A 13,983-nucleotide genomic window follows, 5' to 3' on the forward strand; every position below is an offset into this window, starting at 1 on the left:
AGATTTAGTAGAAAACAAGCTTTTTATCAAAAATTAGGGAATAGGAGTAGTCAAATGACGGATCAGATTCAACGAAGAATCGAGCAAATAAAAGAGGAACTTCACGTTGATTTTGTTGCTTTAGCATTGTCCACAATTAATGAGGTGACTAAAGTCCGAGTGATCCGTTGGAATTATGTGGCTGGAAATACTAATCAACATTATCAACGGATTCGGCTGCAAGTTGGGAAAGGTATTGGTGGTATTGTTTGGCGAACTGGGCGAGCATACCAAGCGACAGAATTACAAAAGCAACCGGAAAAATTAATTGAACTGCCGATTACACGGCTGGAAAAACTAGAAACGGTTGCAGCCTTTCCAGCATTGGAGAATGGTGAAGTGAAGGGGGTTCTGCTCATCGGCTATCGACAAAAAACAATTATTACAGAAGATTTTTTGACTGTTGCTAAAGACAAAACAAATGAACTTGTTGTTTATTTATAGGTGAAAAAAATGAAAATAAGCATAATGGAAAAAGTATTTGAAGAAACTAAAGATGCACTTTTTTTAATTGATGGAAATACGTGTATTAGGCAGAATAAAGCGGCGAACGACTTGGCTTCTAGCTATCTGTTGCCTTTAGAAAAAGTGCTAGAGATTGCTAAAGGAGAAGGCTGTATGCTTCATTCTACGATGGAGAAATGTCTAGATTGTGAGGTAAGAGCTGATTGGGATCAAGCGGCCTTTCCTTTGGTTTTAGAAAACTTAAAAGGTGGACAAGAGCAATTTAGCGGTAGTTATACGATGATTGATCAACGTAAGACCTTGCTGAGTATTCGTCGTTTAGCGGTTGAAGATCGTCTACAACAAGTGATTCAAAATAAACGTTTGATTGAATACGTCAATCAAGCCCATGAAAATGAGCGTCGCGTATTGTCTCAAGAACTGCATGATGGACTGGCTCAAAGTATTTATAGTCTGATGTTGGAAACGAGACAGTTAAAATGGTGTCAGCAAACAGAGGACTTATCAATAAAACTACAAAAAATCGATGAAGATTTTGTTGCCTTACTCGGTGAGGTGAAACAGCTGGCGATGGATTTACGGCCGACAGCTTTAGATGACCTAGGCTTGATTCCAGCAATCGAGACTTTATTGCATCGTTTGACAGAAACAACGGGTGTAGTGATTCATTTTATTCCGATGATCGAAAATAAACGTTTTCCTGATCGTGTGGAAACAATTACCTACCGCGTCTTACAAGAAAGTGTCATGAACAGTATCAAACATGCTATTGTAGATGAATTGTTTGTTACACTAAGCGAACAAGCAGCACATCTCGTTCTAACTGTTCGAGATCATGGCAAAGGGTTTGACATCCAAAAAGTGACCGAATTTAGTCAAGGTTTAGGTCTTTTAAATATGCAGGAAAGAGCAGAATCGATTGGCGGGCATCTAACAGTTCACTCGGAAAAATCAGAAGGAACCGTTGTGACATTGCGTTTGCCTATTCAATGGGAGGTTCTCAAATGAACATTATCATAGCAGATGATCATGCAGTAGTTAGAAGTGGTCTTCGTTTGTTACTAGAAAGCCAACCGGATATTACTGTGGTAGGGGATGCCGCAGATGGTACTGAAGCATTTTTACTACTTGAGAAATATCCTGTGGATGTTGTCTTGATGGATATGAGGATGCCACCAGGTGAAAACGGCTTACAAACAACACGGCGTATTACAGAGCATTTTCCTCAAGTGAAGACGATTATTTTGAGTATGCATGATGAGGAAGAATATATTCGCACAGCGTTAAAATACGGTGCAATGGGATACATTCTTAAAAGCTCGCAAGATATTGTCTTATTAAAGGCAATCCAGCAAGTCGCCGCTGGAAACATTGTGATCGATCCATTGTTTGGTTCGTATGAGCAAAACTATTGGCTAAAAAAAGTTGATAAAGAGGAAAAAGATGAGAAATACAAGCGTCTGTCCAAAAGAGAACGTGAAGTTTTACCGCTTGTGTCTTTAGGATATAGCAACAAAGAGATTGCTGAACGGTTATTTATTTCTGTTAAAACAGTGGAGGTACACAAATCCCACGTAATGAAAAAATTAGAAGTTGAAACATTTAGCGAATTATTGCAATATAGTATGAAACATCAATTAATCGACTTATGAGGTGAGAAAAATGATCGGAATTCTTTATATCTTTCACGGTAGTCAAAAAGCTGAAAAAAATCAAGCTGCAATGGACTTTATTCAACGATTAGAAAAAAGGCTAGATCCAAAGTTTTACCAAGCAACAGCTTTTTTAGAAAATCATCCAGATACGATTCCAAGCGTTGCGACAGAAATGATCAACAAAGGGGTGACGAAACTAATCGTTGTACCAGTATTATTATTCGCCGCCAAACATGCTTTAGTGGATATTCCCGCCGCACTTGCAACAGTCAAAACACAGCATCCAGAGGTTCAATTTAGTCAAACGGAAACATTTGGTAGTAAGAAAGGGAGCCGTCAAGTCTTATTAGAACGTTTCCAAGAAGTCGCCGACGCTTATCCAGATGAGCAATTAGCAGGTATGTTAGTGGCTCATGGAACAAAGCAAACGGATGAGCCGCAACAAGTGTTAATTGAAATTGCAAAGGAAATCCAGCAGCAAGTTGGGTTTTCAATTATTCCAACAAGTTTAAAAGGGCAACAAGATTATTTGTTAGATAGTAAAAAGCTAGTAATAGAGAAGCAAAAAATAGTGATCGTACCATTCTTTTTATTTGATGGGCATTTGATTACGATCATGAAAAATAAGTTAAACGAAACCTTTCCAACAACGGAGATTACGATCACACGAACGTTAGAATTCGATCCACGAATATTACTTGATTTGGAACAAATCGTTAATGAGGCCGTCGCATGTATCCAGTAATGCTTAATTTGACAGGTAAGAAAATCGTAATCATCGGAGGCGGAAGAATCGCGTTACGAAAAACAGTAGAGATTTTAAAAGCTCATGGACAAGTAACGCTTGTTGCACCAACCTTTCTGCCTGAATTCAATGAATTAGTGAATACCACGTTAATCACAGCAACTTACACTGCTGAAAGGATCAAAGAAGCCCATCTGATTTTTGCCTGTACAGATTCTAAAACGATCAATCAACAAATCGTCAAAGATGCTAAAGCGTATCAATGGGTCAATGATTGCAGCCAAAAAGAAAACAGTGACTTTTATAATATGAGTACGATTGAACAGGAGGATTATTTGATTGCACTATCTTCTTATGGGACAGATCCTGCTGCGTTAAAAGGAAAGAAACAAGCGTTAGTCAATTTATTGAGTAAAAAGAATAAATAAAAAGGTAGGAAAAAAATGGGTGAACAGTATTTAATAGAAAAGAAAAACAAAACTTTAGGAAGAACCGTTTTAATTTCTTTTTTTGGCGTTTTTGGTTGGCTAATGGTATGTGGTCTTTTAATGAGTATCAACGAAACATTCATCATGTTACTCTTTTTTGCAGGTGTTCTTTTCTTTGGCTATTATTTTATTAAAGGAATTTATTTGAGCATTAAAGGGAAAAAGGTGATCAGTTGGACACCAGAACAACTAACGATTTATTCAATTTTTACAAACAAAGCAAATTATTCGATTCCTTGGGATAACATTGAAAGTATCAGCTATGCATATGAACAAGGCGTTATTTTTATTAATGATGACAAGATCTATGAAGAACTAGGAATCCAGACAAGTAAATTGAACCAAAAATTTCAAGCCCAAAACGGTGTCTATTTCAATTATCAAGCGATCAAAGGTTATCAAGAAAAAGAAGTTATACTCTATTTGAGATCGCTCTTGCAAGAGTATGCACCAAAAGATTGCGCAGATGAAAATACTTCAGAAAATAAAGAATCGATTGAGCAAAACCGTGAAAGCAATATGGAAGAAACAAAACAAACCCAAGGTGGTAAGATTCGAGGATTCTTCGTAGCAGCCGCACTGCTTGCTCTCGTAATGTTTGTACTCTTGTGGATCATCAGTTTATTTTCTGTTGGAATCAGAGAATCTAGAGAAGTTGAAATTATCAATTTCATTTTAGAAGCGATTATTGCCATGGGTCTTATTTTAGTGGTGTTTGAATCCTATAGTACTAAAGGAAAGTTAACGAATGAGCAGAAATTGAAAGAGAAAGAACTAGAGAAATAAATGAATGGAACATGAAAAGCCGCTGACTATTAGGTGATTCCCTAATAGTCAGCGGCTTTTATTCTTGTTATTCTAAAAAAGACAAAGCATCGAACGGATTGCTCAAAAAATCACAAAAGGAGAGTTTATATAGAATGAAAGAAAAGCTTGTCTTAATTGGAAATGGTATGGCTGGTGTGCGTACAATCGAAGAAATCTTAGATCGTGCCCCTGAACGCTATCAAATCACGATCATCGGAGAAGAAAACTATCCAAATTACAACCGGATCATGCTAAGTAATGTTTTACAAAAGAAAATGACGGTTTCAGAAATCATCACGAACCCACTCGAATGGTATGAAGAAAATCAGATTGAGTTGATCAATCATGATCCAGCCGTTCAAATGGAGACTACGAATAAAAAGATCACGACACAATCAGGGAAAGAAATTTCTTATGATAAATGCATTTTAGCTACAGGTTCCAGAGCATTTATTTTACCTGTTGAAGGTGCTAAACTACCTGGTGTTGTTGGCTTTAGAACAATCGATGACACAGAAAATATGCTTGAAGCAGCTCAAAAATACCAAAAAGCCGTCGTGATTGGTGGCGGTTTACTTGGCTTAGAAGCGGCAAAAGGGTTGTTAGATCAAGGAATGGACGTAACGGTTGTTCATTTAGAAAAATGGCTGATGGAAACTCAGTTAGATGAAAAAGCAGGGAAGATGTTACAAGCCGATTTAGAAAAACAAGGGTTGAAATTTTTAATGGAAAAAGCTACGCAAAAAATCCTTGGTGAAAAACGTGTTACTGGTTTAGCTTTTAGTGACGGAACTACGATTGAAACGGATATGGTCGTGATGTCGATCGGGATTCGTTCAGAAACAACGCTAGCAAAAACAACGGCTATCGAAGTCAACCGTGGAATCGTTGTGGATGATTTTATGAAAACCAATATTCCAGATGTTTTTGCAGTAGGTGAATGTGCTGAACATAACGGCAATGTCTACGGTTTAGTTGCACCATTATTTGAACAAGGCAAAGTATTAGCGGATGTGCTGACAGATCGTGAAGCGAAACCTTATCAAGGGAGTACTACTTTCACGTCTTTAAAAGTCTCTGGCTGCGATTTATATTCTGCTGGAACGATTAAAGAGACAGAGGGAATCAACAGCATCGAAGCGTTTGACGGTTTAAATTATACTTATAAGAAAATTTTTGTTCGAGACAATCAAGTTATCGGTGTTGTTCTTTACGGAGATACAAGTGAAGGCAATCGCTATTATAATATTCTCAAGAAAAACGAAAGCATTGAAGACTATACACCAGTTTCTCTTTTGCATATGGTGGGTGAAGAAGCTAGCGCTGACGTAAGCGAATGGCCAGATGATGAAGTAATCTGTGGTTGTAACGGAATCGATAAAAAAACGATCATGACCGCAATTAATGAAAAAGACTTGACCTCTGTGGCAGATGTGACCAAACACACCAAAGCAGGCGGTTCTTGTGGAAAATGTAAATCAGTGATTGGCGATGTCTTGGCATATGCTTTAGGTGGCGAGGTCGTTTCTGCACCAACTGGGATTTGCGCGTGTACTGATTTAACAAGAGATCAAATCGTAACCCAAATCTACGCAAAAAAATTAACTTCTTCTGAAGAAGTCTATCGTGAACTGGATTTTACCAATCCAGAAGGTTGTCCAAAGTGCCGACCCGCAATCAATTTTTATTTAAATGTAGCATGGCCTAAAGAACATGAGGATGAAAAAGAATCTCGTTATGTCAACGAACGACTATATGCTAACATCCAAAACGATGGTACATTTTCAGTGATTCCAAGAATGCGTGGTGGGAAAACCAATCCACAGCAATTACTATTGATTGCCAAAGTGGCAGAAAAATATGATGTACCAATGGTCAAAGTAACCGGTAGCCAACGCATTGGCTTATACGGAGTGAAAAAAGAAGACTTACCAAAAATCTGGGAAGAACTAGATATGAAAGCAGCTGGTGCCTATGCAAAAGCGGTTCGTTCAGTGAAAACCTGTGTGGGTGCGAATTTCTGTCGTTTTGGTACGCAAGATTCAATGGGACTTGGTATCAAACTAGAACAACGTTATGAGTTTATCGATACCCCACATAAATTCAAAATGGGTGTTTCTGCTTGTCCAAGAAGTTGCGTGGAAAGTGGTGTGAAAGATTTTGGCATCATCGGCGTGGAAAATGGTTTCCAAATCTATGTTGGTGGAAATGGCGGAACAGAAGTCAAAGAAGCAGTATTACTAACGACCGTGGAAACAGAGGAAGAAGTGATCGATATTTGTGGAGCTATGCTGCAATATTATCGAGAAACGGGTATCTATGCAGAACGCACTGCACCATGGATCGAACGTATGGGCTTTGAGGTTGTGAAAGAAGTCTTGCTAAATGCTGAAAAACGTCAAGAATTGCTAGCGGCACTTGATGAAGCAGTTGCAGGACGTCGCGGCAATCCTTGGGATGAAGTGGTTGAAGATCATAAAACACAGCAAGAGTTATACACAGTGGGGAGAATATAAAAATGGAAAAAATTTATGTTGGGCAATTAGGAGAGTTAGCACCTAGAATGGGCAAAGAAGTGATCGTTGGACAGCAGAAAATCGCTGTGTTTCGTTTAAGCGATGATCGTGTCAAAGCAATTGAAAATGTTTGTCCACATAAACAAGGGCCTTTAGCTGAAGGAACCGTTTCTGGTGACTATGTATTTTGTCCATTACATGACTATAAAATCAATTTGGATGATGGGCAAGTCCAAGAGCCAGATGAAGGGTGCGTTCGCGCCTATGAAACGATTGTCGAAGATGATCTTGTTTATATCGTGGTGTAGTTTATGGGAAAAGTTTATTTTGTTGGTGCTGGTTCGGGAGATCCTGAGCTATTGACACTTAAAGGGAAAAGAGTACTGGAATCAGCAGATGTGATCATTTACGATCGATTGGTTCATCCAGTTTTATTGTACCTTGCAAAAGATTCGGCACGTTTTATTTATAGCGGGAAATATCCGAAAAATCATGTATTAAAGCAAAAAAATATTAATCAATTATTGGTAGAAGTAGGACAACGAGATCAGATCGTGGTGAGGTTGAAAGGCGGCGATCCTGGTATTTTTGGTCGTGTAGGAGAAGAAATCAGCACACTTCAAAGTGAAGGAATCCGCTATGAAATCGTTCCAGGGGTTACCGCTGCTTCGGCTGCTAGTAGTTATAGTGGAATCCCACTAACGCACCGTGAGTATAGTAGTAAATTAACGCTAGCAACCGCTCATCGTCAAGCGGACGAATCAATTGATTTTAAAGGTCTGACAGCAAACGGTACGATTTGTTTATATATGGGCGTAGAAAAAGTCAAAAGTACACAGCAGAAACTTTTAGAGCAAGAGGTTTCACCACAATTACCAGTGGCAATCGTTGAGTGGGGAAGCTTAGGTCGTCAGCGTACGATCACAGCCACGATTCAAACGATGGTAGGAACTATTGAAGAGCATCAAGTTCAAAATCCAGCGTTGATCATTTTAGGAGAAGTCGTTTCTTGTCGGAAGGGTGCGGATTGGTTTGAACAATTGCCGTTGTTTGGACATAAAATTTTGTTGCTTGATACTGAGAAAATCGATTTTGAAACGATTTTGGCTTATACACAACAAGGAGCTGATGTGTATGCAATTCAAGTTGGTGAGCATCGTGATCAGCGTTTTGATGAGGTGCATCAGTGGTATTTAAGTGATCACTCTTTTGATGAAGTTGTGTATTTGGATGAAGAATTGACGAGGATGTATAAAAATCAATGGGATGTTTTAAATGAGCAAATTAATTAAGCTACGCGGGCTAGTCTCTCGAAAAAAAGATAAAATCTGCTTGTGACAGAGAGCGTCACAAACATATTTTCCTATTTTTCTGTCAGAGCTAAACGAGCCACTTCGCTTTTGCTTTGAAACACAGTGAATGAAAAGAACTGATGTTGAAAAGTACAAGGTGCAGCGAAGCGGAACGTTGTTATCATGTATTATCTAGCTGCATGGGCTAACCTTTCGGAAAAAAGATAAATTATGAATAAGGCAAAGAGCGCCTCAGTCATAATTTCCTATTTTTCAGTCAAGGTTTAACGAGCCCGCTACGCTTTTGCTTTGAAACACAGTGAATGAAAAGAACTGATGTTGAAAAGTACAAGGTGCAGCGAAGCGGAACGTTGTTACCATGTATTATCTAGCTGCATGGGCTAGCTCTTCGGAAAAAAGATAAAATCTGCCTGTGACAGAGAGCGTCACAAACATATTTTCCTATTTTTCTGTCAGAGCTAAACGAGCCCACTTCGCTTTTAAATCAAGGAGGTAAATATGGGATCACTTCAACCACCAGAAATAGTGGATGTTACAATTGAAAAAGGCGTGCAAAAAGCGCGTGCTAGTTTTTTGACGTTAGCAGTATTAGGATTTTTAGCAGGTGTTTTTATCGCTGTTGCAGGGATTGCGATGATTAGAGCAATGGGAACGATGCCAAAGGAATGGGGGTCGCTGGTAAATGTGATCGGTGCAGCTGTGTTTCCGTTTGGGCTGATTTGTTTATTGTTAGCTGGGGGAGAACTGGTTACGGGAAACATGATGGTTGTTTCGATGGCGTTGTTTGTTAGAAAAATCAGTGGCAAAGAATGGCTGAGAAATATTGTGATCGTGACGCTTTTCAATCTGATCGGTTCTTTATTTGTAGCCTACTTCTTTGGCTATTTAAGTGGCGCTTTACAAGGGGATTTTGCTGAACGAGCAATTCAAGTTTCACTTGGTCGAACCAAAGATACTTTTTTACAAGGATTTCTTTCAGGGATTGCCTGTAATTTCTTAGTCAGCACAGCCGTGTATTTAAATTTTGCGGCAAAAGATTTCATTGGTAAGATTGTAGGGATTTTCCTACCAATCATGGGCTTTGTGATTTGTGGCTTCCAACATGTTGTGGCAAATATGTTTTTGATTCCAATGGGGATTCTTTTAGGCGGCAATACTTGGTCGGCTTTTGGGCAAAATATGGTGAGTGTCTATCTGGGAAATATCATTGGCGGAGGTTTCTTTGTAGCAGGGCTTTATTTCTTAGCATATAAAGTTGGCACTGGCCAGTTGTCAAAAAAATAAAATCTAGTAAGATAAAAAGAGAAGTCAAGAAAAAGGAAGTAAATTGAATGAAAACCGTCCGTGTCGGTACCAGAAATAGTCCTTTAGCAATGAAACAAACAATGATCGTATTAGATTTACTGAAAGAGGCTCATGGTGATTTTCCAGTTGAAATTGTTCCAATGACAACTAAAGGAGACCAAATGCTTTCTGTTAGTTTGTCTAAAATCGGTGGAAAAGGATTATTTATCAATGAAGTAGAGCAGGCTTTATTGAAAGGCTCGATCGATTTTGCGGTCCATAGTTTAAAAGATATGCCTGCAAAAGTTGCAGATGGTTTGACACTAGCTGCGATTCCAGAAAGAAGTGATCCAGCTGATTGTCTGATTTTTAGAGAAGCTAGCTCTGTAGCAGAGTTGCCCAACACTGCTAGAATCGGAACGAGTAGTTTACGACGTGAATTTCAAATGAAAAATTTACGCGAAGATATTCAAGTGGAATCGATTCGAGGGAATGTGGGGACTCGTTTGAAACGAATGGAAGAGCAAGGACTAGATGGCATTGTTTTAGCTGTTGCAGGGTTAAAGCGATTGAATTGGTTTGCTGATCCTACGCACCCTTATCATATTTTAACGTGCGAACAATGTATTCCAGCTGTAGGACAAGGAGCTTTAGCGGTAGAATGTCGCAGTCAGGATCAAGCGATGAACGACTTTTTAAGACCAATCGATGATTTATCAACAAGAAGATTAGTCATGGAAGAACGGGCTTTTTTAGCAATGTTAAATGGAAATTGTGACATCCCGATTGGAGCCTATGCTGTTCAAAAACAAAACGGCTATCACTTTTCAGGGTTCTTAGGCGATAAAAAATTACAACAGTCATTCACTAAAAGTATTGTTGTACAAGAATTAGTCGGTGTTGGAAAGCAAGTAGCAGCTGACTTGCTAAACGAAATGGATCAGGCATCACGATGAAAAAGATTCTTCTAACACGGTTGCCGCAGGATAATGTCGACGATTGTCTTTATTTTCAGCAAAAAGGGTTTGAAACAGTGGAAATTCCTTTACTTGAGTTAAAAAGACGAGTAATGGGGCAATCTTTTGAAGTAATGCTAGAACAGAGTGAGTGGGTTTTTCTAACAAGTCAGCATGCTGCGGAATTCTTTTTTCAGCAAATAAGTAAAAGAGATGTTGAACAGAAAAAATTTGCTGTGATCGGTGAGAAGACTGCTCAAGTCCTCTTAGCGAATAACGTAAAATTAATGTTTCAAGCACCACGCCCAACAAAAAAGCATCTATTTGAAGCTTGGGCAGCTTGTAATAGAGAGCCGACATCAATTTTATATCCAAAAAGTAATTTAGCAGATAACCTTGGCGAAAGCGAATTAATAGCAAAGGGGCATCAATTGTTTACACCCATTCTGTATGACAATTACGTTCCCCAGAAAAATCAACAAAAACTAAAAACACTTTTATTGGCCGACAAAATAACCTCAGTTTATCTAGCAAGTCCGTCCTTATGGCAACGTTTTTTTGCAGTTTTTAAAAATACAACCTTAAAAGAAATGCCGATGCTATACTGTTTAGGTGAAACAACAAGACAAGCTATTTTAAAAGATGGTTACGAAGCAATAATCAAAAAAGCAGAGAAGTATAGTTGAAAGAAGGCATGCACTTCCTCTCAACTATGCTTCTTTTGTTAGACAAAGTAGTTGACGAAAGCGTTAAAACAGGTACAATAAATAGTTCGAGGTAAGAGAACGTTTAATTGAGATGGAGGTTTTTTTGTGAGTAGAGAAGTTATTTTATATATCGCAGCAAGTGTTGATGGATATATCGCAGAGCCAGATGGTAGTATTGATTTTTTAGGTGGCGGGATTGAATTAGTAGAAGAGGATACTAGTTACCAAGAATTAATGGAAAAGATCGATACAGTGGTGATGGGGCGAACGACTTATGATCAAGTAGTCAATGAATTATCTCCAGAGCAGTATCCCTATGAAGAACAGCTATCTTATGTCATCACGAGTCATCCAGATAAAAGTACAGACAAGCTGTTTTTTACAAATCAAGGGCCCGTAAAGTTGATTCAGGAATTAAAAGAACAAGAGGGAAAAGCAATCTGGGTCGTTGGTGGCGCTAGTATTATTGCACCTTTAGTGGAAGCAAACTTGATTGATACCTATATTCTGACAACAATCCCAACGATTTTAGGAAAAGGGATTCGGTTATTCAATGAGTTGAATGGACCGGTTAGTTTACAAGTTGAGCATGTATATGAAAAAAATGATCTGGTATATACTACCTATTCAACAAAAGCTCATTCATAAGTTATAGCAACACTGTAATTCAAGGTATTTTCTCAAATATGAAAAAAACCTAGCTCCTGTCTTTCAAAGGCAAAAGCTAGGTATTTTATTACGAATAAAAAAATTGATTTACAAAATTTCAACATCATTTTCATAATATTTTTTAACTTCATCCAATAATTGATCATCAGTAATCAACAGTTCTAATTGATTCAATTTAGCAAATGTCGCAATTGATTTTTTCTCAAATTTAGTACTATCGATCAATGCGATCGTATGTGGTGCAATTTCTACCATACGTTTTTTTAATTCCACTTCATATAAATTAAAATCAGATAAACCTTCAGAGGAAGAAATCGCGTATGCAGAAGTAAACAAGGTATCGATATTTAACTTCTTCAAAATCTCAATCCCTAGAATTCCTTCAACCGCATTGGAAGAGCCCTTAACAACACCACCGATTAAAATCACCGTCAAATTAAAATTTTCCTTCAATAACGACGCTGTCCGGATACCATTCGTTAAAATCGTTAATTTTAAATCAGATTGATCGATCAATTTTGCCAACTCATAACAAGTTGAGCTAGCATCTAACACAATACATTCACCAGGTTGAATATAAGCTAAGGCTTTTTTGGCAATCTGTGTTTTCTTATCTATATTCTTTTGTTTGCGAATATCATAATTTTTGTCTATTTTAAGCGTTTCATCCTCTTTGCTGCGAATGGCTCCGCCATGTGTACGAATCAAAAGATTATTCTTACTTAAATAGTTTAAATCAGAGCGAATCGTGGCTCTGGAGACATTTAAAACTTCTGTTAATCCATTAACAGATACAGACTCTTGTTCCTGCAATAGGGACAAAATCTTCTCTCTTCTTTGGTCTGTATACAATTTTTATTCCTCCTTAACTCCTTATGTTAGCTAAAGTATACAGGATTAAGGGTCAAATGACAAATTTGTTGTCGTTTACTTTCGTTTTTTGTCTTATAAGAAAAAATGAAACAATTCATTCACTCTAAAAGTTTAATTGTTCTCTCTGGAAAAGGCTATATTGACCTAATCTCTAGATAGATTACTTTTGATTTTCGTTTTCGATAACTTTCTTTTTTATTTAAATCGAAAACAAACGAAAATAAACGTTGACAAAGTGAAGGTTAAAAGCTAATATGAATGTAGACAACGAAAGAGGTGGAGAAAATGAAAATCGGGATCGGCTCAGATCACAATGCATTTGAAATGAAAAATCAATTAAAAGACTATATTGCAACCTTAGGAATAGAAGTAATCGATTTTGGCTGTTTTTCACCAGACGAAGTAGATTATCCGAATATTGCTTTTGAGGTAGCCAAAGGCATTAATGAGGGCAAAATTGAACGTGGCATCTTGGTTTGTGGAACAGGTATCGGCATGGCGATGGCCGCAAACAAAGTTCCGGGAGTTAGAGCAGCGCAATGCCACGATACGTATTCAGCAGAGCGAGCGCAATTAAGCAATAATGCGCAAATCATTACCATGGGGTCAAAAGTTATTGGCATAGAAGTGGCAAAAAAAGTTGTATCAGAATATCTTTCGGTAAAATTCGAAGGTGGAAATTCTGCACGAAAAATCGATCAAATTATGCAAAAAGAATCCGAATTTAGCAAATAAACGCACAAAGAAAGGGAGCGAGACAGATGAAATTTTTTCTTGATACAGCCAATGTTGATGAAATTAAAAGAATCAATGAATTGGGTTTAGTGGATGGAGTAACAACAAATCCGACAATCATCTCTAAAGAAGGTCGAAATTTTAAAGAAGTCATCATAGAAATTTGTGAACTTGTAGAAGGTCCTGTAAGTGCAGAGGTCATTGCACTTGACACAGAAGGAATGCTCAAAGAAGCCCGCGATATAGCCAAATGGGCAGAGAATGTTGTGGTAAAAATTCCTATGACAGAAGCAGGATTGAAAGCGGTTCATATTTTGAGTAAAGAAAATATCCAAACCAATGTGACGCTTGTTTTCACCGTTGCCCAAGGATTGATGGCAGCCAAAGCAGGGGCAACGTTTATTAGTCCATTTGTAGGTAGACTGGATGATATTGGAACAGATAGTTTAGCCTTGATCAAAAATTTAAGAAATGTATTGGATCAATATGGTTATTCTACTGAAATTATCGCCGCTAGTATTCGCAATTTGAAACATGTTGAAGAGGTTGCTGAATTAGGGGCAGACATTGCCACGATTCCTGGCAGTATTTTTCCAAAACTGTGGTCACACCCATTAACAGATGCAGGCATTGCAGCCTTTATGAAAGACTGGGAAAATTTTACTAAGTAAGAAACGAATTCGGAATCTTTAAGTAATGACAGCTTAAGGATTCCGAATGAAAAGAAAGGA

The 13,983-nt window shown here is 38.0% G+C and carries 16 protein-coding genes; 15 read left to right on the forward strand and 1 reads right to left on the reverse strand.

Translation table 11 applies throughout. The features are described 5' to 3' along the window. Positions 1-54 precede the first annotated feature (54 nt). The 13 genes from BCR24_RS02485 to BCR24_RS02545 all read left to right on the forward strand — a co-directional run bounded on the left by BCR24_RS02485 (position 55) and on the right by BCR24_RS02545 (position 11,623). On the forward strand, positions 55-483 hold the full coding sequence (locus tag BCR24_RS02485; RefSeq protein WP_069638988.1) for a GAF domain-containing protein: 429 nt from the start codon (positions 55-57) through the stop codon (positions 481-483). A 9-nt stretch (positions 484-492) separates the two neighbouring features. Next, positions 493-1,512 carry a sensor histidine kinase gene (locus tag BCR24_RS02490; RefSeq protein ID WP_069638989.1) on the forward strand — a complete coding sequence of 340 codons (1,020 nt, stop codon included), beginning with the start codon at positions 493-495 and terminating at the stop codon, positions 1,510-1,512. After that, positions 1,509-2,156 carry a response regulator transcription factor gene (locus BCR24_RS02495; RefSeq protein WP_069638990.1) on the forward strand — a complete coding sequence of 216 codons (648 nt, stop codon included), beginning with the start codon at positions 1,509-1,511 and terminating at the stop codon, positions 2,154-2,156. The genes BCR24_RS02490 and BCR24_RS02495 overlap by 4 nt, the downstream gene beginning before the upstream one ends. 10 nt (positions 2,157-2,166) lie before the next feature. Beyond that, positions 2,167-2,904, forward strand: a complete 738-nt coding sequence (locus BCR24_RS02500) for a sirohydrochlorin chelatase (protein WP_069638991.1) — start codon at positions 2,167-2,169, stop codon at positions 2,902-2,904. Further along, a complete protein-coding gene (locus BCR24_RS02505; RefSeq protein WP_069638992.1) occupies positions 2,892-3,332 on the forward strand; it encodes a precorrin-2 dehydrogenase/sirohydrochlorin ferrochelatase family protein in 441 nt (146 codons plus the stop codon). Before BCR24_RS02500 ends, BCR24_RS02505 begins: the two co-directional genes overlap by 13 nt. Before the next feature lie 15 nt (positions 3,333-3,347). Further along, on the forward strand, positions 3,348-4,178 hold the full coding sequence (locus BCR24_RS02510) for an STM3941 family protein (RefSeq protein WP_069638993.1): 831 nt from the start codon (positions 3,348-3,350) through the stop codon (positions 4,176-4,178). A gap of 134 nt (positions 4,179-4,312) precedes the next feature. Further along, positions 4,313-6,715: a nitrite reductase large subunit NirB gene (gene nirB, locus BCR24_RS02515; protein WP_069638994.1), complete on the forward strand. Its 2,403-nt coding sequence runs from the start codon at positions 4,313-4,315 to the stop codon at positions 6,713-6,715. Between the two features lie 2 nt (positions 6,716-6,717). Then, positions 6,718-7,023, forward strand: coding sequence for a nitrite reductase small subunit NirD (gene nirD / locus BCR24_RS02520; RefSeq protein WP_069638995.1), 306 nt, complete (start codon positions 6,718-6,720; stop codon positions 7,021-7,023). A 3-nt stretch (positions 7,024-7,026) separates the two neighbouring features. Continuing rightward, positions 7,027-8,007 (forward strand): uroporphyrinogen-III C-methyltransferase, encoded by a 981-nt coding sequence (gene cobA / locus BCR24_RS02525; RefSeq protein ID WP_069638996.1) that lies wholly within the window; start codon positions 7,027-7,029, stop codon positions 8,005-8,007. Between the two features lie 519 nt (positions 8,008-8,526). After that, positions 8,527-9,312 (forward strand): formate/nitrite transporter family protein, encoded by a 786-nt coding sequence (locus tag BCR24_RS02530; protein ID WP_069638997.1) that lies wholly within the window; start codon positions 8,527-8,529, stop codon positions 9,310-9,312. Between the two features lie 47 nt (positions 9,313-9,359). Continuing rightward, entirely contained in the window at positions 9,360-10,268 is a 909-nt protein-coding gene (gene hemC, locus BCR24_RS02535; protein WP_069638998.1) for a hydroxymethylbilane synthase, read from the forward strand. Further along, a complete protein-coding gene (locus BCR24_RS02540) occupies positions 10,265-10,954 on the forward strand; it encodes a uroporphyrinogen-III synthase (protein ID WP_069638999.1) in 690 nt (229 codons plus the stop codon). The genes hemC and BCR24_RS02540 overlap by 4 nt, the downstream gene beginning before the upstream one ends. 126 nt (positions 10,955-11,080) lie before the next feature. Next, entirely contained in the window at positions 11,081-11,623 is a 543-nt protein-coding gene (locus tag BCR24_RS02545; protein ID WP_069639000.1) for a dihydrofolate reductase family protein, read from the forward strand. A gap of 108 nt (positions 11,624-11,731) precedes the next feature. Here BCR24_RS02545 and BCR24_RS02550 read toward each other — a convergent pair whose 3' ends face one another. Then, the gene (locus BCR24_RS02550) at positions 11,732-12,496 is read right to left on the reverse strand and encodes a DeoR/GlpR family DNA-binding transcription regulator (protein ID WP_069639001.1); all 765 of its coding nucleotides are present in this window, start codon (positions 12,494-12,496) and stop codon (positions 11,732-11,734) included. 306 nt (positions 12,497-12,802) lie between these two features. On the opposite strand from BCR24_RS02550, the gene rpiB reads away from it, so the two are divergent. Next, a complete protein-coding gene (gene rpiB, locus BCR24_RS02555) occupies positions 12,803-13,252 on the forward strand; it encodes a ribose 5-phosphate isomerase B (RefSeq protein ID WP_069639002.1) in 450 nt (149 codons plus the stop codon). 26 nt (positions 13,253-13,278) lie between these two features. Then, on the forward strand, positions 13,279-13,923 hold the full coding sequence (gene fsa / locus BCR24_RS02560; protein ID WP_069639003.1) for a fructose-6-phosphate aldolase: 645 nt from the start codon (positions 13,279-13,281) through the stop codon (positions 13,921-13,923). Positions 13,924-13,983 lie beyond the last annotated feature (60 nt).

Source organism: Enterococcus ureilyticus (assembly GCF_001730315.1).
GTDB classification, from domain to species: domain Bacteria; phylum Bacillota; class Bacilli; order Lactobacillales; family Enterococcaceae; genus Enterococcus_L; species Enterococcus_L ureilyticus.